This is a genomic window from Plectonema cf. radiosum LEGE 06105, from assembly GCF_015207665.1.
In the GTDB taxonomy this organism is placed as follows: Bacteria; Cyanobacteriota; Cyanobacteriia; order Cyanobacteriales; family Nostocaceae; genus Rivularia; species Rivularia radiosa_A.
In genome coordinates, this window is sequence record NZ_JADEWL010000054.1 from 20,635 (window position 1) to 41,849 (window position 21,215).

Sequence of the window (21,215 nt, forward strand, 5' to 3'; positions counted from 1 at the left end):
CCATCTAGTTATTCAAAGCATCCAAACTCTTGGCAAGCAACTACTACAATTTAAAAAAGATATCCGCAATAGCTGCCAAACACTAATAAACCAGTTTCTCACCTCGGTTGTCGAATCACCACGGTATCGACACAAAAGTCCATTTTCTAAACGAGTCACACCGTGGGAAGAGGATGGGGACAAAGTGCGTGCTTGTTCAACTATTTCTGGGGAAACGGTTTGTCCAACGTAGACTAAAGTTCCTACAATTGGTTTTCCTGCTAAACCGTTGGCACTATGAAAAATTTCTTCCCTACCCGGTAAATATTGTCTATCAATCCACAATGGTTGATTATTTTGCCAGATTTCAAAGTGCGATCGCCATTCTCCTTCTACAAATTTCTCTTTTCTGGCGGTGCGTCCAAATCTAGTAATTTCCCAACCTATAAAGCTTGCATCAGCAGTTAATTCTATGTGTATATCTTGTCGATAATTTGCACCGTTAAAAACAATTGTTTCTTGGGGAAGCCATTCTAAACAAGCATGATTATCAATTTTGATGTCTACATTTTGTCTGGCTTGTAAACCGTTACTACGATAAATTTTATTCGCTGCGGCTGTTGTAATTAATGCTTTGGCTTGAGGTTGCAGGTGGAAGTTACAGGAAAGGCGATCGCCACCGACAATTCCCCCAGCGGTATGTAAAATTACGCTATGACAAACTGATTGTCCTTCGGGATAAAATGGACGCTGTACTTTTAACGGTGCTTGATTTTGACTTTGAATTAATGTTGTTTTATTTTGGCTATGGCTATAAACTAAGTTAAGTTTTCCATGCCAGCTTTTAAACGATTCTGCTTCTCGGCAGGGTTGTTGCATTCCCGTCGCCAAATTCGATATTTATTCTATCAAAGCATAAATATGTATTTCCCGTAATTATTTAAGTGGGAATAGAGAATAGGTAACAATAGAAAGAAGCAATAAGAAAATATATACTCCTATCCCTCTTTAAGATTATTTATCTATTTTTACCTTTTCCTTCTGCGCTCTCTGCGCTCTCTGCGGTTTTTTAAATCAGTCATCTTTCGGGAAGAAAATATACTAAACTTTTTTCGCTAAAATTATATAATCATCTAATGTATAGTTTGACTGGTACTTCTGATTCAAATATTTTTGAAGTATTGGACTTATATGGAGTTGTTTTGGTAATTTTTCTCTCGCAAATCTAGAAAATTCTGTACCTTTAAGGGAACCTCTTATTCCTGTTGAGGTTAAATATTTATACAATACTAACTCTAATCCTAATTCTGCCACAAATTGATTGACTAATTTCTTTTCTTGCTCGTGTTCTTCAATATGAAAAATATCGAAATATTTATATAACTTTTTATCCTGGATAATGAAAACTGCATGACCATTATCTTTTAAACTATTATTAATTATCTGAGAATAAATATTTTTTGCTTCAATTCTCATTGCAGAATCGTTGAAGAAGCAATGAGAAATTACAACGAAATCAAAAAAATCTGTTGGTATATTACTTGATTGCTTATCCCAGTCAAATATATCTGAAGTTACGAAGCGAAAGAAAGCATTAACAGGACTTTTGCGCGATTCTATATATTTTCTCCAAAATTGCAAACCCCGAAATTGAAATGCATCTTGCTTTTCTAAGGAGTAGTAAGATATATGCATCTGTGGAATCTTAAAAAAGCCGCTGGTACTTTGCAAAAATAAAGCTAACCCATAAGCAACTGTTCCTGGTCCTGCTGCGATATCAAGAATGTTAATATTAGTTGGTAATAGTCCCGATTCGTAAATTATAAACCAAGCTAAATAAACGCAATATACATTTTCTAAAAAATACTTCATGTAATAAACGTGGGGAGTCAAACTAAAACTATAATCTGGGTCTTTCCCGCACTTTAAACTATTAATATCTTCTAAAGCATCTTCGAGTTTAGCTACTAATTGTTTATCCGGAATTCTACTAAATTCACTTTTGAGATACTCAACTAATTGAGCTTCAAAATTATCAAAGATTTTCTCATATATACCAGTACATTGTAATTTATTTTTATCATGTTGAATCAAATTAAATGTATTATAAATAAAATTAATAAATTCTTGCTCTGGAGTTAATGTAAGATTAGTTCGATTTTTAACAGCTACTGATAAATTCGGTTTTTGTTCTAATTCCTGTAATGCTGTGTTGAGTTTTTCACCTAAAATTGCAGCTTCTTGTTTATATTGTTTTGCAGAATCTTCAAGGTGTAAATTATCTCTAAATAGTCTTTCCAACCAAGATAATTTTACACCAGATTTCTCAATCACTCGCAATAACTTTATTGCTTGTGGCTTGTTACCCTGTTGCAAAGCTAATTTAAACTGAAAAGAACGCCACCAATTAGAGATAAGATTAGTCATAGCCAAAACCGTCTTTTCCTTCCCTTATTTCTACATCTGGAAGGTGAGATATTAATTTTTCTTTGAATCTTATATAGCTTAATTTTTCAGCGTCATACCACCAAGCGTATTTCTGCTTAACTTCTGCTACTGCTTCGCGAGTTGTAGCAACCAGCGAACGATTTTGACTAGGGTGAAAATCCTGAATTACAACTCTATCTGCTATTTTTAATTTTTCAATAAAAGCTGCTTCGTCTTTCTCTAAAGTCGGAAGTAGCGGTGTAATTGTAATCGAAACCTTGGGAATAAAGCCTTTGTTGGAATCAATGCTTTGTTTAACTTTTGTAATTGCATTTATACGAGCCTTAACACTTGGCGATCGCGGTTCAAAATCTCGTCTTACAGATTCGCTACCAGTGGGAATACTCATATTAACTCGCAGGTACTTAAATCGTTGTAAAATATCAATATCTCTAGTAATAATTGGGCTACGAGTTTGAATTACTAATATTGGACGGTAGGGATACATTACATCTAATAAAGAACGAGTTAATTCATATTTTGATTCGATTGGTTGATAGGGATCTGTAACGCTACTCATATAGATTCGAGGAGGTTTATCGAGATTTTTGTTACACCATCTTTCTAACTCCTTTTCTAAAATTTCCGCTGCATTTTGCTTGATAATCACCCATTTGCCCCAGTCTTCACGCATCTGGGTATTAGGGCTAAAAGCCGCAGCATAACAATAACTACAGCCATATTGACAACCCCGGTAAGGATTTAAAGTAAAGTCATATGCATTAATAAAACCACTGGCTTTTGTGAGCAGTGATTTAGCATCTTGCGTATAAACCTTAATATCTCCGAATACTTCTTTAACTAATTTTGTCGGGGTATTGATGCAGTAATATTCATATTGCGGTTTTGGCATAATCAATTAAGAAGAAGAAAGAGGGAATCGTTTTGTCATTGCGAGTGGAGCAAAGCGAAATGAAGCAATCGCAATTACTTGTTGACGATCAAGATGTTGGGATTGCTTCTCTTCGAGACGCTCCGCGAACGTTCCTCGCAATGACAGTTAATTTTTTTTGCGTTTATTTATAATAAACCGTCATATAAATCACACCATTGTGGATTCATACTATTGACTAAATCGATTTTGTTTTGTCTAGTCTTCTGACAATCGCGTAAGTCTTATTAAAATCTTAATTCGCTTCTCCAAGATGCACACTGGTAGAGTAACTCATATAAACAAAACCTTGTTGATTCTTAAATCGCTGATATAAATGCTCTAAATCATCAACAACTTGTTCGTAAACTTCTCCTTGATTAGGAACATAAGAAGAACTCTTAGCACGTCCGATAAGTCCATTTTTATCTAATTCTTGTTGAAAAACAAAATTATATTCCTGGATGTTATTAAAGTAAGGAGTTTCTAACAAAGGTTCCACCGATTTCATTCGCGATTCTGCGGGATGATTGTTCGATACTGCGCGAATAATTCGGCTATATTCTGCTGTAAATTCATCATTTTTATCTCGATTGTTCCAAACTACTGCTAATCTTCCCGACGGTTTTAAAATACGACGAAATTCCGCTAAAGTTGGTTCGGGAGTAAACCAGTGAAATGCTTGAAAACAAGTGATTAAATCAACTGATGCATCTGGTAAATTAGTTGCTTCCGCAGTTCCATTTTTCCACTCAACATTTTGATTACTTTCAGCCGCATTTCTCATCGCTGCATTTGGTTCAATAGCAATTACATTCACGCCCCTCGAAGCTAACTGACGCGCAGAAATTCCTGTACCAGCACCAACATCTGCTACTGCGATCGGTAACGTGAAATTTTCGAGGATTTTATCAATTGCTGCTTCTGGATAGCTGGGACGATATTTTACATAATCTTCCACCCTATCGGAAAATCTATGTAAGGGATTGAGTGTATGTAATGGCGTTATTTCGTTGTTAGTTTCACTCATTTGAAGGATTAAATATCAAATTTTAATTATATATAGTTTAAAACATGAATATTAATGTAGAGACGGGGCGTATTGCTACGTCTCAATAGTTTTAGTTATCCCAGGTATAAGTTTAAAATGTTTGATAATTCAACTAATATTTGCCAAATGCACGCTATTACAATAAACAAGATAAACAAAACCATCTGAATTACAAAACCGCTGATGCAAAGTTTCTAAATCATTAATAAGCTGCTTTTGTACTCTTTCTTCCGAAGAAATAAACGAAATACTTTTAACTAAACCAATTAAACTAGATAAATGTAATTGCTGTTTGTCACGAAATTGATAGCAATCAATATATTGAAAATCCCTACTTTTTCGCAAAGGTTCAATTTTAGAACTAAAATCCGTTGGTGGACGATTATTTGCAGCTTTACTAGTCAATTCACCATAAATTTGTGTAAATTCATCATCACGATTTAAATCTTGAAAAACAATCGCTAATCTTCCTTTTGATTTAAGAATACGACGAAATTCTAATAATGTAGGTTCTGGTTTAAACCAATGAAAAGCTTGAAAACAAGTTATTAAATCAACCGATGCCTCTGGTAAATTAGTATTTTCTGCTGTTCCATTTTTCCACTCAATACCTTGATGATTGGAAGCAGCATTTCTCATTGCTGCATTTGGCTCAATCGCAATCACATTCACACCTCTCGAAGCTAACTGACGTGCAGAAATTCCTGTACCAGCACCAATATCCGCTGCTGTGATTGGTAAAGTGAAATTTTCCAGGATTTGATCAATTACTGCATCTGGATAAACAGGACGGTATTTTGTATAGTTTTCCGCTTTATCCGAGAACCGAGTTAAAGGATTGAGGTTATAAAGAGGAGTGTCATGATTATTTTCGTTCATTGTTTTTGACTCAGTTGAAGAGAAAATTTCATATATTTAACATACAGTAAAATGTTTAAAATAGCACAAATCAAGTATCACTTAGCTAATAATTTTTAAATTTGATATCATTAAATATAACCGTTATTTCAATAAACTATGACACCACAATAAATTCAAAACACCATAGAACAGATGTTAGGTGTTCAAAGACAAATACAAGAAAGTCAAATTAGAAATACAGACAATATAGCCAGGTTAGAGATTCAGATTCAAGAAAATGCACAGTATATTAAAGAAAATGCACAATTAATTAGAAGCAATCGAGAAGATATCACCAGTTTGAAAGAAGATATTAGAAATTTGGTTGTAGAAGTAGCCAAGCTGACAGTAGACCAAAGAGAAAAGTTCAATCAGTTTTATGGTTATCATCAATCTGCTGCCAGTTTGAACGTTTTGATATAGTGGAAAGATTAGCTAAAGTCGAAAAAGAAGTAGCTCAACTCAAACGTCAATTAGAGGAGGGTTCTTAATTTAATTTAATTTATTAAATCCTACTATAGGAATCCTGTTTGATTTTTGTTGGCGCAAGCCTGGCGAAGCCTTATTTATCTGTTGGGGTTAGGGAGTAGAAGTTGTACTGAGTTTTGTTCAATATTCAATTAGAACTCCTATATATATATTCCTACAGTAAATAAAAAAAGCAGGTAAAATACCCGCTTCAATTTTCTTATTTTCAATTGATAAAAATCCTTTATAAAGGTACACCTTCAATTACACTCATCAGAGATTTAGTCGGAACAATTCTGACTAACTTAAATCCTGCTTTTTCAAACAAAATGCGATATTCATCTTCAGTACGTTCGCATCCTCCCGGACACATTACCAACATATGAAGGTCAAATAATTTGCCAAAGAAAGGTTGATTACCTGGTGGAATTACTTGCTCTATAATCAATAACTTACTATCTTTTGACATGGCTTGATGACAGCTTTTGAGAATGGCGATCGCTTGGTCATCACCCCAATCGTGAATAATATGTTTGAGAATATAAGCATCACCTCCAGCAGGTACAGAATGGAAAAAATCACCATCCACAAGTTCACAACGCTGTTTAAATTCATCTGATATTGACGATTTAGCTCCAGCAATCACTGCTGGTAAATCAAATAAAACTCCTTTCATATCAGGATAATTTTTGAGGATATCAGTTAGTAACTTTCCCCTGCCGCCAGCAACATCTACTAAAGTTTTTATCCCAGTAAAATCATAATCTGAAATTACTCCTGCATTTTCAACAACCGAATAACTAGTCATTGCTCGATCAAAAATTTCTGCGGGCTGGGGATTTTGCTCGTAATACTCAAATACATTCATCCCATATAAATGTTCAAAAGCACTTTCCCCAGTCTGCAAACTATACATCACGTTACCCCAAGAACGATAGTGTTCGTCACCGTTCAAAATCACCATCGCTCTGAGAGAATCTGAGATATCGCTGCGGAGATAATTAGCCAGAGGTGTCAGTGTAAAACAACCCGACTCAGTTTCGGCAAACACTCCCATACCAGCTAATGCTCGTAAAAGACGATATAGCGATCGCGCATCAGTTTGGGTTGTTTGAGCTAACTCCTTGTAACTTTTTTCTTTATCCTTGAGTAAATCAGCTATTCCCAGTTTCGCTGCTGCATACAGCGACTGCGATACCCAATTACTAGTAGCCATTTGCATCAAAACAACTTGCAGCGGTAAATCGGTTGCAGATTGAGTCATTTATTTGTATTGATTATTGATTTGCTATGAGTAATTATTACAGCTTGGTGAATAATTATAAAGTCGGATAAAACACCTTTTTTTTGAAGATTTTTGGCAGGGAATAAAAATTTTGTCACAAAAGGTTTCAATTTATTAAAAATATCTGCTAAATAATTAGGCACAAATAATTATCGTTGTGTAACAGAATATTTATGCTTACTTAAAGCCTTACCCCTAATCTCTTTTCATCATGAAAATTTTTCCGATTGATTTAGCGAAATTGATTTTGATTAAAATCTTAAAATTCTTCCTTTTCGATTAATTCTTCTAGTTGCAGCATTAGTTCAGGAAGATTATTTTCAATCGTATTCCAAACTATTCTTTGATTAACTTGAAAGTATTTATGAGCCATAACATTCCTCATATCAGCTATAACACGCCAAGGAATTTTAGGATAACGCAATTGAACTTCAGGAGGAATATTGATTGGGGCTTCACCAATAATTAAAAAGTCGTAAAAAACAGCTTTTGCGATTGTTTCGTTAGCTTGAAAATCAGCAAAGGAAAAATTAGCTACACGATTTTGAATGGCTATAATAGCTTGTACCATATCCCCTATGCGAAAACGCCAGTCTCTAGAAGGCACGAATCACATCCTTAATGATAGGTTCTCTTAAATTTTCTCTCAAGGTGTCTAAAGTCCCCATATCTACAGAACGTCCTAAAATATCTTCTAAATAGAGTTTTACTTTAATAAAATCAAATAATCCGACATGACCATTAAACTCTACAAAAAAATCGACATCGCTATCTTCTCGCGCTTCATTCCGTGCAACTGAGCCGAATAAATCTAGAGATTTTACTCCCATTTTTTGCAATTGCTCTCGATGCTTTGCAATAATTGTTAAAACTTCATCACTTTTCATCTAGTCGTGTAGTTTATTTTATCTATATCTACTTTTCAAATAGCATCGTTGTTTTTGTTTGGCCATAATTTCAAAAATTTCGTATTATTACCCCTTGCACATCACGTAGCGTCAGGTTCTAGGATTAATTCATAACCCTTTCTCTGGCAATTCACTCAAGGATAAAACCTATGGACACCACAGCAACTATTCGACCTGCTAAACCCGGTGATACGGAGGCTATCATGAATTTAACTGATGCAATTGCTCTGTTTGAAGGGGAAGAACTTGAAGAACTCGGTAATATGTTAGCTGGTTACTTCGATGGTAGTCTTGGCGAAGAACACTCCTGGATTGTCTGTGAGGATGATGGAGTAGTTGGAGTTGCGTATTTTGCACCGGAACAATACGCTTACGGGACATGGAACCTGTACTTGATCGCAGTTCACCCCAAGCATCAAGGAAAAGGTAATGGTACTGCGATGCTCAGACAGGTTGAACAAACCTTATTCTCAAAAGGGGAACGTTTGTTACTGGTGGAAACTTCTGGTTTACCAAACTTCGAGTTAACACGGAAATTCTATCGCAAACAGGGGTACGAAGAGGAAGCGAGAATCCGGGAATTTTATAAAGCAGGTGATGACAAGATTATTTTTCGCAAAGCGTTAGTCACTCCGCTTTCGTGAGCTTCTCCTGTGTTGCTCCCATTGCTATGGTATTTAATCGAAAAAGCAGCAATCTGATTTTGATAGCTTTACCAATAATTGGGTTGAAACCAAAGGGAACGAGAATTTCTCAACATTTCCTAATTTTGAAGAGGTTATTGCGTTCTTGAGTGAGCAAGATGATAGCTGAAATAATCAGTTTTGACCGGTACAATTTATATAAAATATTAATAGATGATAAAAATGACTCAAGCAACAAATACTGGATATAAATATATCGAAGTTGACGAAAATAATGTACCTTTCATCATTGGAACTAGGATGAAAGTGGTTGAAATCATTACATCCGTTTATGCTTATGGTTGGAATGCTGAAGAACTGCATTTTCAGTATCCCTATTTAACGATGAGTCAAATTCATTCAGCATTAGCTTATTACTGGGATAACCAAGAAGATATTAATGCTGATATGCAAAGACGCTTGGAAAATGTAGAGAATTTACGTCAAAGCCACGGTGAATCAGCAATTGCTAAAAGGTTAAGAACTCAAGGGCAATAAAATGAGCATAGCCCTTTATATTGATGAAAATGTTGCGCTCCGCGACAACACATCCTATAGTTTTTCACCGTTTTCCACCACAATTAACGCATATTTATTCTATCGTTACAAAAACAGAAACCATCGTTTATTCCACTTAAAACTATGCCTGCCTAATCCAACCCCCATCTTCACAAAACAACAAATTATTTAAAAAAAATTACTAATTTATTACTGTTCACTGCTAACTGTTAACTGAAAAAAAACAGCCGCCTCTAAGAGACGACTGTTTTCATAAATAGGGGGTTTATTTAACTAACTTTTCAGTAAGCTTCAGTAAACTTAGTAATCGAAATCTCCACCACCCATACCAGCACCAGCACCAGCACCAGCAGCATCTTTAGGCTCTGGCTTGTCAACAACGATACATTCGGTTGTCAACACCATTCCAGCGATGGAAGCTGCGTTTTGCAGTGCTGAACGTGTCACCTTAGCGGGATCAACAATTCCAGCCTCGAACATATCGGTGAATTCGTTGGTTGCCGCGTTGTAGCCGGTGTTAAATTCTTTCTCTTTAACACGCTCAGAAATTACCGCACCGTTTTGTCCAGCGTTTTGAGCAATCCGCATTAAAGGTGAGGGTAAAGCGCGAGCTACAATCATCGCCCCAATTAATTCTTCATCTTTGAGGTTTGCAGTAGCCCATTCTTCCAATACAGGAGCAAGGTGAGCCAATGTTGTACCACCACCAGGAACGATACCTTCTTCTACAGCAGCTTTGGTAGCGTTGATAGCGTCTTCCAAGCGCAGCTTCTTATCCTTCATTTCGGTTTCGGTAGCAGCACCCACCTTGACAACTGCTACACCGCCTGATAGTTTTGCCAAACGCTCTTGTAACTTCTCTTTGTCATAAGAAGATTCGGTTTCGTCCATTTGACGACGAATTTGCTCGCAGCGAGACTTAACCGCTTGTTCGTTACCTTCAGCAACAATGGTGGTGGTGTCTTTGGTAATCGTGATGCGACGAGCTTTACCGAGCATATCTAGCTTGGTAGCCTCTAACTTCAAACCAGCATCTTCAGTAACTAACTGTCCGCCGGTTAAGATGGCAATATCTTCCAACATTGCTTTACGGCGATCGCCAAATCCAGGTGCTTTAACCGCAGCGACGTTGAGTACTCCGCGTAAACGGTTGACAACCAAGGTAGCCAAAGCTTCTTTCTCAATATCTTCGGCAATAATAACTAAAGGTTTACCACTACGAGCTACCTGTTCTAAAACGGGTACCAAGTCTTGCACCAAAGCAATTTTCTTGTCGGTGAGCAAGATGAAAGGCTCATCAAGATTCGCTTCCATGCGCTCGGCATCGGTGGCAAAATAAGGAGAGATGTAGCCCTTATCAAAACGCATCCCTTCGGTAATTTCCAACTCGGTAAACATGGACTTCCCTTCTTCCAAGGAAATCACACCTTCTTTACCCACCTTGTCCATTGCTTGAGCAATCATCTGACCGACTTCTTCGTCGTTACCAGCCGAAATTGCACCAACTTGAGCAATAGCTTTAGAATCTTCTACAGATTTTGCGTGTTCGGCTATTTTGCCTACCAAAAAAGCAGATGCTTTGTCAATCCCGCGCTTCAAGGAAATCGCATTAGCGCCTGCTGCAACGTTCCGTAAACCCTCTTTAACCATGGCGTGTGCCAAAACCGTCGCCGTGGTAGTTCCATCACCAGCAGCGTCGTTTGTCTTGGAAGCAGCCTGACGAATCAAAGCTACGCCAGTGTTTTCTACATGGTCTTCTAATTCAATTTCTTTAGCAATGGTCACACCATCATTCACAATCTGAGGTGCGCCAAATTTCTTCTCTAATACTACATTACGACCTTTGGGACCGAGGGTTACACCCACAGCCTCAGCCAATATGTCCATGCCTTTTTCTAAAGCACGACGGGCATTTTCGTTGTAAATAATTCGCTTAGCCATAGTTTTACGTTTTGTACCTTTAGCTTGACTTTCTTTAAAAAATGTTGTTGTTATTTGTTGGTTGTTAGCTGTTTATAGCCAAAAACTCACCACTAACTACTAACCACCAACTAAATTGATCAATTAATTAACAATTGCCAGAATGTCCTTCTCAGAAAGCAGCACGTACTCGTCGGTACCCAACTTAATGTCGGTGCCAGCATACTTGGAGTAAAGAACTTTGTCTCCGACCTTTACATCCATCGACTGACGACCACCATCATCTTTCATTTTACCGTCGCCTACTGATACTACTTCCCCTACTTGAGGCTTTTCTTTCGCGGTATCGGGCAAGTATAGACCACCAGCGGTCTTTTCTTCCGAGGCGCTCACTTTTACGAAAACGCGATCGCCTAAAGGTTTTACTGTAGAAACGCTTAGAGAAACTGCTGCCATAACTTAATTTACCTTTATTAGCACTCTCGACTTCTGAGTGCTAATTTAGCGAAACTACGGCTGTGATGGCAATATTAATGAGAGTACGGGTTCCCGAACTGAGTTAAAAGTAGGTTTACTTAGGTATAAATGCTCAATTTCATGACTATTTTCGGGTTTTATGGAACAGAGGAAGAATAGTTTGATATGGTCTGCGATTATTTGTAGAGCCAATAAATTGTTGTAGAACTGTAAAATTTTGTCTTTTTATGAGCGATGATGCAGTGTTTGATTTGAGCCTTCAAGTACTAAAAATGACTAACCTCCGACCCTACAAACCCTTTAATAATTGTGTCGAAACTGTAGGGTTGTCAAAAAAGCAACAACGTGTATTTATATGAGTTTTAGCTTTAATTCCTAAATGTTGTACTCTCTAAAAGCTAGTTTTAATTTGAGAAATACTTGAAAAAGTGACTATTTAAGCTCAAAATGGACTCTGTACAAGTGGAATAATTAGCGGCAATATCAATAGACCCAAAACTAACTACTTGCGGGAGCGGTTGTTATAGACCAATAATAGTAGCTTACCCCGCTTTTATTTCTGGGATCTACTCCTTTATCCTCCAAGTAATTGAATGCGTCCTCACCGAACGCTTCTCTAAAATTACAAATTGTTTGCTATTCGATACTTTGCAAGTTCGTTCCTTACCCTATACTTCCTAAGGTCAGAAATAAAATCTTACGAGCAAAGGAAGCATCCAGTAGGATAAGTAAAAGCAAAAAAATTAGAATAGGTGTGGGTTATTTTGGCAAGAGGTATGTTCGCCCAATACTCTGCTTGCAGTCCTTTAATATTATTATTTAATGGAAGTTTTTAGCCCGCATCTTTCAAAGCGATATATAATAGCGCATTATAAATACTTTTGCTCTACGTATCCTTACTGGGCTTTTGAATTTATCGCGAAATTTCAATGGAGGGGACAATCTCCTTTGAGAGTTTCACAAATAAAAGGGCAAGGTAAGTGGGAAAAAAAGGACAACATCTCAATCATCCACCAATTAGGATAACTATTCAAGACCTTGATGGAACGAAGCGCGACAAGTGCCACTGCTATGAAAGAACCCAGCATGAAAGATCACAAACGCTTACTGCTCATAGATGATGACCCAAACCTCATCTTGCTGGTGAAGGACTACTTGGAATTCCGGGGATACGAAGTCGTCACTGCTGAAAATGGTCGAGAAGCTCTGGAAATATTAGAGTTAGACATTCCAGACATGATTATTTGCGACGTGATGATGCCGGAAATGGACGGTTACACCTTTGTAGAGCAAGTTCGACAAACAGAACGCACCAGTTGGATACCTGTTCTCTTCCTTTCTGCAAAGGGACAAAGCGCAGACAGAGTTAAAGGTTTGAATAAAGGTGCTGATGTATATATGGTCAAGCCCTTTGAACCCGAAGAACTCGTAGCCCAAGTGGAATCATCACTCAAACAAACGATTCGTTGGAAAGAACATCAAGCCAAGGGAGGCGAAAACGGCTCTCGCATCCAAGTACCTTTTGATGTCCAATTAACCCCAACAGAACTAAAAGTAGTGCAATTTGTTGCTAGAGGTATGGCTAACCGAGAAATCGCTGAAGAATTAAACGTCTCTCAGCGTACTGTTGAAAGTCACGTCTCCAATATGTTGGGTAAAACCAACCTCCACAACCGCACCGAATTAGCTCGTTGGGCAATCGAAAATCAAATGGCATAAACCCGTTGATTTTATACTTAAGATTCTGGGTTTTAGATTTAAATTACTCATCTAAAATCCAGATTTACTTAAGTAATAGTTAACTAAATACTCCTTGCACAATTATCAGAGGATGGGGAATAAGGACATATAAATTAACTTTTAACCTTTGACCCATCCCTAATTATTTGTAATTACTTGTTAACCTCTCAAAAGCATCTTGGATATCAAATTCTGCTTCCGGGCTAATAATTAGCTGATAATTGATTTATCAAAACCCAGACGCTGTTTAACCTCCTCCCAGGTTGAACCCTGCTGTGGATTTTGATGATGCAATTCTAAACGTCTATCTAATTCTTGTTTTTGACTTTCACTCAAAGGAATATCAACATTACTGTCAGTCAAAATACTATCCCATAAATCCTCAGCTAGTTGTATTCTTTCGGATACACTTAATTCGGAAATATCAACTTTTAATATAGGATGCATGGTTATTTTTTTTAATTGACTATTATTTATAATTTTAAGTTAATCAGCCTTCTCAAATTATAAACGAGCAATGCGATCGCGCTGATTTTTGACTTGATTTATAGGAACACCACCAAAACTGACAGCAACATCATAACCGATTCGCATAGTAAATAATCTAGCCATTGGTTTCTTCTGCTTTAACTTTATTGCTGTTTCTATACCAGTTTTATCAATTCCGTACTCTCCAGTTTCAGCATCAATTACAATCATCTTACCAATATTATCGCCATGCTCAACACAGGAGCGAATTCCATTTTCGTAAAACTCTTTAGCTCTGCGAGCGACTTCTTCTACTGTCCAAAAAAGTGATTGCATGATTACACCGCTAATTATTATTATGTATTTTTATTATAAGTTAATTAATCTTCCATAAATAAACTCGCATCAACATGAAATAAATTACCTAATTCTTGAGCCTGTTGGCAAGTTATTTTTAAATCACTATTGATAACCTTATCAACATTTTCTATAGAACCAAAAATTGGAATTAAAATTTCCTTATTTTTATCTTGTGCTTCCATTAAATGAAGCATTATAGAACGAGGTGTAGATTTATTTAATTGATAATGTTTATCTTCAAAATCTTCAATCAATTTTACCAATAAATCTAAAATTGTATTTTCTTCTGGTGTAAGATTTTTACGCGCTAGTAATTCTTCAACAACCTCTAAAAAATAATCATTTTCAGCTTCCGTCTGAATAATTCTAGGTTGATATTTAGAGAGTAATTGACTATAAATTTCTGAATTAATAGTAAAGGTCATTTTTCCATTTATCTTTGTCATATTCTGCGTGAGTTAAGATATATTTAATATAGATGACCTGTTTTTCATAATTAATACTAACAATCAATCTATAGGAATCCGATTTGATTCATGAAAAACTCGTGAGGGCAGGCAAGAGGCAAGAGGCAACAGAGAATAAACAATGTTACGTATACTGAGTTTTTTTCAAAAAGCAAATATGAGTCCTATATATTTATTACCTTTAATATTGAAAACTGTAAAATTACCAACCGCTTCTGCTTGTGGAAAAGCTGTTTGTACCTCTATCAAGTTTTCCTGGTTTTTTGCTGGATAGTACACTAATCCTAAGAGGATGTTTTAAAAGTATCCGGCGGTTTAAACCGCTACTACAGAAACGAAGTCCACCGTAAGGTGGACTAATAATTTAAAACCCGCGCAGGCGGGTTTTGTTTGTGTAGCCGTGACTTATAGTCGCCAAGTAAAGTATTAAATTAGACTTTCAAAACATCCTCTAAAAGTCAATTTATCACAACTCCTAACTTTCTTAATCCATGAATCTCGAATCTCTCCTCAAACTCAACCGTACAATTCGTGTAATTGGCTTTGACGATGCTCCATTTATTCGCGGTGCAGGAAAAAAGGTAAATTTAGCAGGAATTATTTGTGCGGGAACTCGATTTGAAGGAATGGTTTGGGGGGAATTACAACCAGATGGTTTTGACTCAACGGAAACTATTTGCAAACTATTAATTAACAGTAAGTTTTTACCACAATTACATATAGTATTACTCGATGGAATTGGTTTCGGTGGATTTAACGTTGTTGACTTACCAACATTAGCCGAAAAACTCCAACTTCCCTGCGTTGCTGTGATGCGTCGTCAACCCGATTTAGATGCAGTTACCCTAGCGATGAATCATTTACCAAACTTAGAAAAACGCCAAGAATTATTAAAACGTGCGGGGACAATTTACGAATATTCATCCTTTGTATTTCAAGTATGTGGGGAACAACCAGAAATCATTGCTAAAGTATTAGAAAAATTAACCGATTGCGGCAAAGTTCCCGAAGCATTACGATTAGCACATTTGATTTCTGCTGCGGTAATTAAAGGAGAAAGTGGAAGTTCAGCTTAATTAATTTTTATCATAAATTTTCTCGAAGGTATGCCTACATTTACTTATTCGTTGGCAATATTTTCCCAGTCAATTTTAATGGACTTATGCTATAAGAGCGGGGAATTGTATTTTCTGGCGGATGTGAATTTGAAACGTTTTTTTGCACAACTTAAGTAATGCTTCAGTCAACGCCATAATAGACATAAAAGCCAAAACCTGCGAACATGACAGCCACTACTTCTAACCCAAAGTCCGAAATTTTCTACCCTAGTTCTGATGGTGAACCCGTGACGGAAACTTATACTCATCTCTACGCATTATTAACAACTCTGGAAGTACTCAGACAATATCTCCAAGGACAACAGACAACTGTTTTAGCAAATCAATTTTTATATTATGCTCAAGGTTTCCCAAAATTACGAATAGCACCTGATGTGATGGTAATTTTTGATGTTGAGCCGGGAGGTAGAGACAATTATAAAATCTGGGAAGAAGGTAAAGTACCTTCAGTGGTTTTTGAAATTACATCTAAGGGTACACAAAATCAAGATACAGAATATAAAAAAACCTTGTACGAACAATTAGAAGTACAAGAATATTGGCTTTTCGATCCAAAAGGTGAATGGATAGAAGAAAAATTACGCGGTTATCGTTTGCAAGGAGAAAGTTACCAACTAATTACAGATAGCCGCAGCGAACCATTAAAATTACGTTTAACTATAGAAGATGAATTAATCGGTTTTTACCGCGAAGATACAGGAGATAAATTATTAATTCCCGATGAATTAGCAAGTAAGTTAAGCCAAGAAACCCAGCGTGCAAATGAAGCTGAGGCGCTTTTAGCTCGTTATAAAGAACGTTTTGGAGATTTGAACGAGTAATTATGTATGTAGGGTGTGTGACATCACACACCCTACATTTATAGAAGCTAAAAATCGGCATTTTCCGGAGTACGGGGAAAGGGAATCACATCGCGAATATTTCCCATTCCTGTGATAAACTGTACCAATCTTTCAAAACCCAATCCAAAACCAGCATGAGGTACTGTACCATAACGACGTAAATCCATGTACCACCATAAATCTTCTGGTTTCATTCCTTGAGCTTTAATCCGCTGCTCCAACACATCATATCTTTCTTCACGCTGGGAACCACCGATAATTTCGCCAATTTTCGGTGCTAAAACATCCATTGCAGCAACGGTTTTTTCATCATCACTCAACCGCATATAAAATGCTTTAATTTCTGTGGGATAATCACTCACAATAACCGGCTTTTTAAATAATTTTTCGCACAAATAACGCTCGTGTTCTGATTGTAAATCCAAACCCCAATTTACCGGATATTCAAACTGGACATCCGCTTTTTCTAATAGTTTGACAGCTTCAGTATAAGTGATTCTTTCAAATTGATTATTAATAATATTTTCTGCGGTTTCTAAAACTGTTTTATCAACTCGCAAATTGAAAAAATCCATGTCTTCTGGACATTTATCCATTACATATTTAAAGACATATCTGAGAAATTCCTCAGCTAAATCCATATCTTCAGATAATTCGCAAAAAGCCATTTCCGGCTCAACCATCCAAAATTCTGCAAGGTGACGCGAAGTGTTAGAATTTTCTGCACGGAAGGTAGGACCAAAGGTATAGACGTTACCAAAGGTCATTGCCATAATTTCGGCTTCTAATTGACCGCTGACTGTTAAATATGTCGGTCTACCAAAAAAGTCTTTACTGTAGTCTACCAGCTTATCTTCTGTGCGAGGAACGTTATTTAAATCTAAGCTAGTAACCCTAAAAAGCTCTCCCGCACCTTCGCAGTCGCTAGCGGTGATAATCGGTGTATGTACCCACAAAAAGCCCCGTTGTTGAAAGAATTCATGAATCGCTGTTGCACAAGCGTTACGCACCCGGAAAACCGCACCCAAGGAATTAGTACGACTGCGTAAATGTCCAATTGTTCTGAGAAATTCAAAGGAATGGCGTTTCTTCTGTAGGGGATAAGTTTCTGGATCTGCTTCACCGTAAACTTTCACCTTTTCCGCTTTTAATTCAATTCTTTGTCCTTTTCCTTGAGACTCAACCAGTATTCCCGATGCCTCCACGGAAACACCTGTATTTAATTGCTTTAATATATTCTCATAATCTGGTAAATTTTGGTCTAATACAACTTGCAAATTAGCCAGAGATGAACCATCATTAAGTTCAATAAAAGCAAACCCTTTTAATTCACGCTTTGTTCTCACCCAACCTTGTGCTTTTATTGATTCATCAGGTTGAGCGCTGCGTAATATTTCTGCAATCCGTCTTTCTATCATATATTTTACTTCCGAGAATAAAAATTAAGTGCTGTTAGTGGACAGTTGACAGTTATCAACTGTCAACTAACTACAGACTTTAATAACCAGCCTATGATAACGCCCAATCCACCAAAACGGACTACTTGCCAAAACAAGTCTTTCAAACCGCTTTTTGTAAATATAACGCTACCACCAAACATCACTAAATAACTCTCGGAAAACAATCCTAAAGCATTGTCTAAACTTTCTAATTTTTCTTTAATCTGCTTCAACTCTGCTTTTAAAGTTCGCGTTGTTGTTTGTTGCAGTTGTTTTTTAATTTCGTCAGAATGTCGCACTAGCTCTATCTGACGCTGTTTATCAGCGAATATCTGAGCATACCGTTGTTTTAACTCACCAAGGTTTTGCTCGACTGATAATATTTCTTGTTGCAATTCTTGTTCTAAATTTTCCTCAGTTGATGATTGAGAAGATTTTTTAGGCGACTCCATGAGGGAAGTATTACAGTAAAAGAGAACGTTTTGAAAGCTTCTTCGTTATGTCTCAATCCAGTCAACTGCCTAAAACTAGTCAATTGCAAGAAATAAGTACATTAGAGTTAGCTCAAGCTCTATTGGAGAGATTGAGTATATCTCCTAACGATTGGCATCGTCTCAAGTCTAACCGCAAAGTTCGCGCTTGCGAACAAACCGCAGCTGCCCTTGTATTTCTCCTAAACGAACAACCCGAAGAAGCACAAGCTAGATTAGAACAAGCTACTGGCTGGTTAAATCGCTCTATCAGTGCGCCACCTTGTCCAACTCACGGACAAAAAAAAGACAGTTAGTTGTTAATTGTTGGTTGTTAGTTGTTATAATTTAACTCCTAACTCTTAACTCTTAACTCCTAACTCCTAACTCCTAACTCTGTTAGTCTTAACTAATAATTAATTCCGTAACAACGGTATCCTACTACGTCTATGCTCCAACTGCTTGCATAGCCGTAACTCCGTACCTTTACGGTTCCATTCCACCTGGTCGAAAATTAGATGCAGTATGGATAAACCACGACCATTTTCTGATTCATCAGGTGGCAAATATTCGGTGGGATTTTCTTCACAATCGCATTCGGGAATAAATCCCTTACCTTGATCTGATATTACCCACCAATATCTATCATCAATTAAAGAAAAACGAACTACAACTTTTTTTCCAGGATCGAGATTATTGCCGTGCTTCGCTGCATTGACTAAGGCTTCTTGAAGTCCTAGTCTCAACTCAGCTTGCATTTCTCCTGGGATTTCTGCCAAAAGCAAATCTAAAATTGGACAGAGATATAGAGTTGAGGCAAAACTAATCGTACCCCAATTGCGTCCTACCGGACGAAGTGAAATGGTAATCACAAGAGAAACCCCGTAGCTTTCGGCTTAAGCTAGACATGACTTTTACTACTTACACCGCACCCTGCAATTAATTTGAGGTGGTCATGTTGCCTTAATTTTTATCTTTGTACAACTAATTTTTGTATGCTACTTAACTTGACTCTCTTAAAGAAATAAAGGTTGCTTAAGTTCAAATCGGCTATTGATTTTTTACTACCGAACAGTTACAAACTATAAATTTATTTGAAGTATTAACGAGTATTTTTATACTCCTAAACATAACCGATTTGTAACTTAAATAACTCATGTATTTCTTGGTTTAAGAGTCTGGAATTACGTCAATTTCTTTATACAAAAGGTATTCTATATTTAGATTAATTCAATTTTAGCATTTTTACTATGCACTAGACTACAATTTGCAAATTTCACCTGAGAATTAAACTAAGTATCTTTGACTAAGTTTGATAGGACAAGAAATGCTGCTACTTCTACATGAGCTGTTTGAGGAAAAAAATCAGCTGGTTGTACTCGCGACAAAGTATATAAATCATCTTGACAAAGTTGCTTTAAGTCGCGAGCAAGTGTTGCTGCTTTACAACTCACATAAACAATACGAGCCGGTTTTACTTTGCGTAAAGTTTCGATTACACTGGGTTCGCATCCTTTTCTTGGTGGGTCAAGTATAACAATATCTGGTTTATCAGATATCCGAGACAGTAATTCTTCTACCTTTCCCCAATGGAAGGTTACGTTGTTTATGTGATTATACTGAGCATTAATTTGGGCGGCGGCTACAGAGTATTCTTGTATTTCCAAACCAATAGCAAGATGTACTTGTTTTGCGAGCGGTAAAGTTAAAGTTCCGATACCACAATAAGCATCAACTAATATTTCCTTACCTTGTAAATTTAATTCCGATTGAATTTCGTATAATAATGCCTCCGCTGTTTCAGTGTTTACTTGGAAAAATGTTTCCGGTCTGATTTTCCATTTTAAAGAAGCAAATTCTTCTTTCAAATCAGAGGTTCCAGCTATCAGTCGAGTTTCGTTACCAAAAATTGCATTTGTGCGATCGCCATTCCGGTTTAACATCACTCCCACTAATGGGGGATAGTGGTCTAACCACTCTTGTGCTTGTTGTTCAATTCCTGGTAAAATCCAATCCCTTACCACCAAGGTCAACAATACTTCACCAGTACGGCGACCGATGCGTAAACCAAGATGACGGATAATTCCGCTATGACTACGTTCGTGATAAATCTCCCAACCATTAGATTCGATATCTTGTTTTACTTGGGCTAAAAAAGGATTTAATCGCGAATCTTGCACCGGGCATTGATTTAAATTGACTATCTGATGAGAAGATTTTTGGTAGTAACCCGCTATTACCCCCCCACTAGTACTTATGCCCATCGGGTAAGTGGCTTTATTGCGGTAGTCCAATGGTTCACCCGCAGTTAACACCTGATCTACTCGCGGTTGTGTAAAACCACCAATCTTTTGTAAAGCTTGAATAACTGCTTTACGTTTAGCTGCTAATTGGTACTGATAATTAATATGCTGCCACTGACAGCCACCACATTTATCCGCGACAATGCAAGCCGGTCTAATTCGATGGCACGATGATTGTAATAATTCTTTAACTTTGCCCAATGCGTATTTGGGCTTAACATTTACCAAACGCACAACAACGCGATCGCCAGGTACAGTATCCGGTACAAACACCACCAGTTCAGCGCTTCGTCCTACACCATCACCCGTATCGCTCAAGTCGGTAATTTCCGTTTCTACCAAATCACCCTGCTTCCAGCTTGTTTTAGACATCAGTCATCAATTAATAATCATCAATAATTAATTATCAATTATCAATCAATATCACCCCTTGTCCCCCCATCCCCCCAATCTCCTCTTC

At 37.0% G+C, this 21,215-nt stretch carries 26 protein-coding genes; 7 read left to right on the forward strand and 19 right to left on the reverse strand.

Features of this window, described 5'->3' with window-relative positions; genetic code table 11:
* Positions 1–12: 12 nt before the first annotated feature.
* From IQ247_RS16540 to IQ247_RS16560, 5 genes are all read right to left on the reverse strand, one after another.
* Complete coding sequence (locus IQ247_RS16540) at positions 13–858, reverse strand: urease accessory protein UreD (RefSeq protein ID WP_193921812.1); 846 nt, start codon at positions 856–858, stop codon at positions 13–15.
* Between the two features lie 222 nt (positions 859–1,080).
* Positions 1,081–2,406 (reverse strand): photosystem II assembly protein, encoded by a 1,326-nt coding sequence (locus IQ247_RS16545; RefSeq protein ID WP_193921813.1) that lies wholly within the window; start codon positions 2,404–2,406, stop codon positions 1,081–1,083.
* Positions 2,399–3,319: an SPL family radical SAM protein gene (locus tag IQ247_RS16550; protein WP_193921815.1), complete on the reverse strand. Its 921-nt coding sequence runs from the start codon at positions 3,317–3,319 to the stop codon at positions 2,399–2,401. Before IQ247_RS16550 ends, IQ247_RS16545 begins: the two co-directional genes overlap by 8 nt.
* Before the next feature lie 274 nt (positions 3,320–3,593).
* Positions 3,594–4,367: a class I SAM-dependent methyltransferase gene (locus tag IQ247_RS16555; RefSeq protein WP_193921817.1), complete on the reverse strand. Its 774-nt coding sequence runs from the start codon at positions 4,365–4,367 to the stop codon at positions 3,594–3,596.
* 129 nt (positions 4,368–4,496) lie between these two features.
* On the reverse strand, positions 4,497–5,267 hold the full coding sequence (locus IQ247_RS16560) for a class I SAM-dependent methyltransferase (protein WP_193921819.1): 771 nt from the start codon (positions 5,265–5,267) through the stop codon (positions 4,497–4,499).
* A gap of 174 nt (positions 5,268–5,441) precedes the next feature.
* Here IQ247_RS16560 and IQ247_RS16565 point away from each other — a divergent pair, with 174 nt between their 5' ends.
* Entirely contained in the window at positions 5,442–5,711 is a 270-nt protein-coding gene (locus tag IQ247_RS16565) for a hypothetical protein (RefSeq protein ID WP_193921821.1), read from the forward strand.
* A gap of 289 nt (positions 5,712–6,000) precedes the next feature.
* Here IQ247_RS16565 and IQ247_RS16570 read toward each other — a convergent pair whose 3' ends face one another.
* The 3 genes from IQ247_RS16570 to IQ247_RS16580 form a co-directional block, all read right to left on the reverse strand.
* Positions 6,001–7,020 (reverse strand): methyltransferase, encoded by a 1,020-nt coding sequence (locus tag IQ247_RS16570; RefSeq protein ID WP_193921823.1) that lies wholly within the window; start codon positions 7,018–7,020, stop codon positions 6,001–6,003.
* Positions 7,021–7,300: 280 nt separating this feature from the next.
* Positions 7,301–7,648 carry a HepT-like ribonuclease domain-containing protein gene (locus IQ247_RS16575; RefSeq protein WP_193921826.1) on the reverse strand — a complete coding sequence of 116 codons (348 nt, stop codon included), beginning with the start codon at positions 7,646–7,648 and terminating at the stop codon, positions 7,301–7,303.
* Positions 7,638–7,928 carry a nucleotidyltransferase family protein gene (locus IQ247_RS16580; protein WP_193921828.1) on the reverse strand — a complete coding sequence of 97 codons (291 nt, stop codon included), beginning with the start codon at positions 7,926–7,928 and terminating at the stop codon, positions 7,638–7,640. The genes IQ247_RS16575 and IQ247_RS16580 overlap by 11 nt, the downstream gene beginning before the upstream one ends.
* 170 nt (positions 7,929–8,098) lie before the next feature.
* Between IQ247_RS16580 and IQ247_RS16585 the strand changes: the two genes are divergently transcribed.
* Positions 8,099–8,593, forward strand: a complete 495-nt coding sequence (locus IQ247_RS16585; protein WP_193921830.1) for a GNAT family N-acetyltransferase — start codon at positions 8,099–8,101, stop codon at positions 8,591–8,593.
* 222 nt (positions 8,594–8,815) lie between these two features.
* Entirely contained in the window at positions 8,816–9,130 is a 315-nt protein-coding gene (locus IQ247_RS16590) for a DUF433 domain-containing protein (RefSeq protein WP_193921832.1), read from the forward strand.
* A gap of 321 nt (positions 9,131–9,451) precedes the next feature.
* Here IQ247_RS16590 and groL read toward each other — a convergent pair whose 3' ends face one another.
* Complete coding sequence (gene groL, locus IQ247_RS16595; RefSeq protein WP_193921834.1) at positions 9,452–11,092, reverse strand: chaperonin GroEL; 1,641 nt, start codon at positions 11,090–11,092, stop codon at positions 9,452–9,454.
* Positions 11,093–11,215: 123 nt separating this feature from the next.
* Positions 11,216–11,527, reverse strand: coding sequence for a co-chaperone GroES (gene groES / locus IQ247_RS16600; RefSeq protein WP_193921836.1), 312 nt, complete (start codon positions 11,525–11,527; stop codon positions 11,216–11,218).
* A 1,092-nt stretch (positions 11,528–12,619) separates the two neighbouring features.
* On the opposite strand from groES, the gene IQ247_RS16605 reads away from it, so the two are divergent.
* Positions 12,620–13,267 carry a response regulator transcription factor gene (locus IQ247_RS16605; RefSeq protein ID WP_228059797.1) on the forward strand — a complete coding sequence of 216 codons (648 nt, stop codon included), beginning with the start codon at positions 12,620–12,622 and terminating at the stop codon, positions 13,265–13,267.
* Positions 13,268–13,498: 231 nt separating this feature from the next.
* Here IQ247_RS16605 and IQ247_RS16610 read toward each other — a convergent pair whose 3' ends face one another.
* The 5 genes from IQ247_RS16610 to IQ247_RS33150 all read right to left on the reverse strand — a co-directional run bounded on the left by IQ247_RS16610 (position 13,499) and on the right by IQ247_RS33150 (position 14,862).
* A complete protein-coding gene (locus IQ247_RS16610) occupies positions 13,499–13,735 on the reverse strand; it encodes an addiction module protein (RefSeq protein WP_193921840.1) in 237 nt (78 codons plus the stop codon).
* 57 nt (positions 13,736–13,792) lie between these two features.
* On the reverse strand, positions 13,793–14,092 hold the full coding sequence (locus IQ247_RS16615) for a hypothetical protein (RefSeq protein WP_193921842.1): 300 nt from the start codon (positions 14,090–14,092) through the stop codon (positions 13,793–13,795).
* A gap of 44 nt (positions 14,093–14,136) precedes the next feature.
* Positions 14,137–14,562 carry a helix-turn-helix domain-containing protein gene (locus IQ247_RS16620; RefSeq protein WP_228059798.1) on the reverse strand — a complete coding sequence of 142 codons (426 nt, stop codon included), beginning with the start codon at positions 14,560–14,562 and terminating at the stop codon, positions 14,137–14,139.
* Positions 14,525–14,629, reverse strand: a complete 105-nt coding sequence (locus tag IQ247_RS33405; protein WP_322745514.1) for a type II toxin-antitoxin system HigB family toxin — start codon at positions 14,627–14,629, stop codon at positions 14,525–14,527. The genes IQ247_RS16620 and IQ247_RS33405 overlap by 38 nt, the downstream gene beginning before the upstream one ends.
* A 98-nt stretch (positions 14,630–14,727) precedes the next feature.
* Positions 14,728–14,862 carry a type II toxin-antitoxin system HigB family toxin gene (locus IQ247_RS33150; RefSeq protein ID WP_322745515.1) on the reverse strand — a complete coding sequence of 45 codons (135 nt, stop codon included), beginning with the start codon at positions 14,860–14,862 and terminating at the stop codon, positions 14,728–14,730.
* Positions 14,863–15,074: 212 nt separating this feature from the next.
* On the opposite strand from IQ247_RS33150, the gene IQ247_RS16635 reads away from it, so the two are divergent.
* Positions 15,075–15,659, forward strand: a complete 585-nt coding sequence (locus tag IQ247_RS16635; protein ID WP_193921845.1) for an endonuclease dU — start codon at positions 15,075–15,077, stop codon at positions 15,657–15,659.
* 206 nt (positions 15,660–15,865) lie between these two features.
* On the forward strand, positions 15,866–16,522 hold the full coding sequence (locus IQ247_RS16640) for a Uma2 family endonuclease (RefSeq protein ID WP_193921847.1): 657 nt from the start codon (positions 15,866–15,868) through the stop codon (positions 16,520–16,522).
* A 47-nt stretch (positions 16,523–16,569) separates the two neighbouring features.
* Here the strand turns inward: IQ247_RS16640 and asnS are convergent, their stop codons facing one another.
* Together asnS and IQ247_RS16650 are read right to left on the reverse strand one after the other, a co-directional pair.
* Complete coding sequence (asnS, locus tag IQ247_RS16645; protein WP_193921849.1) at positions 16,570–17,961, reverse strand: asparagine--tRNA ligase; 1,392 nt, start codon at positions 17,959–17,961, stop codon at positions 16,570–16,572.
* Between the two features lie 62 nt (positions 17,962–18,023).
* On the reverse strand, positions 18,024–18,434 hold the full coding sequence (locus IQ247_RS16650) for a sll0565 family protein (RefSeq protein ID WP_193921851.1): 411 nt from the start codon (positions 18,432–18,434) through the stop codon (positions 18,024–18,026).
* Between the two features lie 47 nt (positions 18,435–18,481).
* On the opposite strand from IQ247_RS16650, the gene IQ247_RS16655 reads away from it, so the two are divergent.
* A complete protein-coding gene (locus IQ247_RS16655; protein WP_193921853.1) occupies positions 18,482–18,769 on the forward strand; it encodes a DUF6439 family protein in 288 nt (95 codons plus the stop codon).
* Between the two features lie 99 nt (positions 18,770–18,868).
* Here IQ247_RS16655 and IQ247_RS16660 read toward each other — a convergent pair whose 3' ends face one another.
* Complete coding sequence (locus IQ247_RS16660; protein ID WP_193921855.1) at positions 18,869–19,324, reverse strand: ATP-binding protein; 456 nt, start codon at positions 19,322–19,324, stop codon at positions 18,869–18,871.
* 420 nt (positions 19,325–19,744) lie between these two features.
* Positions 19,745–21,127, reverse strand: coding sequence for a 23S rRNA (uracil(1939)-C(5))-methyltransferase RlmD (gene rlmD, locus IQ247_RS16665; protein WP_193921857.1), 1,383 nt, complete (start codon positions 21,125–21,127; stop codon positions 19,745–19,747).
* Positions 21,128–21,215: the final 88 nt, after the last annotated feature.

Bases quoted from the DNA above. Each gene is read 5' to 3' on its own strand.
- IQ247_RS16540 (WP_193921812.1), bottom strand. From the start codon at position 858: ATGCAACAACCCTGCCGAGAAGCAGAATCGTTTAAAAGCTGGCATGGA.
- IQ247_RS16545 (WP_193921813.1), bottom strand. From the start codon at position 2,406: ATGACTAATCTTATCTCTAATTGGTGGCGTTCTTTTCAGTTTAAATTA.
- IQ247_RS16550 (WP_193921815.1), bottom strand. From the start codon at position 3,319: ATGCCAAAACCGCAATATGAATATTACTGCATCAATACCCCGACAAAA.
- IQ247_RS16555 (WP_193921817.1), bottom strand. From the start codon at position 4,367: ATGAGTGAAACTAACAACGAAATAACGCCATTACATACACTCAATCCC.
- IQ247_RS16560 (WP_193921819.1), bottom strand. From the start codon at position 5,267: ATGAACGAAAATAATCATGACACTCCTCTTTATAACCTCAATCCTTTA.
- IQ247_RS16565 (WP_193921821.1), top strand. From the start codon at position 5,442: ATGTTAGGTGTTCAAAGACAAATACAAGAAAGTCAAATTAGAAATACA.
- IQ247_RS16570 (WP_193921823.1), bottom strand. From the start codon at position 7,020: ATGACTCAATCTGCAACCGATTTACCGCTGCAAGTTGTTTTGATGCAA.
- IQ247_RS16580 (WP_193921828.1), bottom strand. From the start codon at position 7,928: ATGAAAAGTGATGAAGTTTTAACAATTATTGCAAAGCATCGAGAGCAA.
- IQ247_RS16585 (WP_193921830.1), top strand. From the start codon at position 8,099: ATGGACACCACAGCAACTATTCGACCTGCTAAACCCGGTGATACGGAG.
- IQ247_RS16590 (WP_193921832.1), top strand. From the start codon at position 8,816: ATGACTCAAGCAACAAATACTGGATATAAATATATCGAAGTTGACGAA.
- groL (WP_193921834.1), bottom strand. From the start codon at position 11,092: ATGGCTAAGCGAATTATTTACAACGAAAATGCCCGTCGTGCTTTAGAA.
- groES (WP_193921836.1), bottom strand. From the start codon at position 11,527: ATGGCAGCAGTTTCTCTAAGCGTTTCTACAGTAAAACCTTTAGGCGAT.
- IQ247_RS16605 (WP_228059797.1), top strand. From the start codon at position 12,620: ATGAAAGAACCCAGCATGAAAGATCACAAACGCTTACTGCTCATAGAT.
- IQ247_RS16610 (WP_193921840.1), bottom strand. From the start codon at position 13,735: ATGCATCCTATATTAAAAGTTGATATTTCCGAATTAAGTGTATCCGAA.
- IQ247_RS16615 (WP_193921842.1), bottom strand. From the start codon at position 14,092: ATGCAATCACTTTTTTGGACAGTAGAAGAAGTCGCTCGCAGAGCTAAA.
- IQ247_RS16620 (WP_228059798.1), bottom strand. From the start codon at position 14,562: ATGACAAAGATAAATGGAAAAATGACCTTTACTATTAATTCAGAAATT.
- IQ247_RS16635 (WP_193921845.1), top strand. From the start codon at position 15,075: ATGAATCTCGAATCTCTCCTCAAACTCAACCGTACAATTCGTGTAATT.
- IQ247_RS16640 (WP_193921847.1), top strand. From the start codon at position 15,866: ATGACAGCCACTACTTCTAACCCAAAGTCCGAAATTTTCTACCCTAGT.
- asnS (WP_193921849.1), bottom strand. From the start codon at position 17,961: ATGATAGAAAGACGGATTGCAGAAATATTACGCAGCGCTCAACCTGAT.
- IQ247_RS16650 (WP_193921851.1), bottom strand. From the start codon at position 18,434: ATGGAGTCGCCTAAAAAATCTTCTCAATCATCAACTGAGGAAAATTTA.
- IQ247_RS16655 (WP_193921853.1), top strand. From the start codon at position 18,482: ATGTCTCAATCCAGTCAACTGCCTAAAACTAGTCAATTGCAAGAAATA.
- rlmD (WP_193921857.1), bottom strand. From the start codon at position 21,127: ATGTCTAAAACAAGCTGGAAGCAGGGTGATTTGGTAGAAACGGAAATT.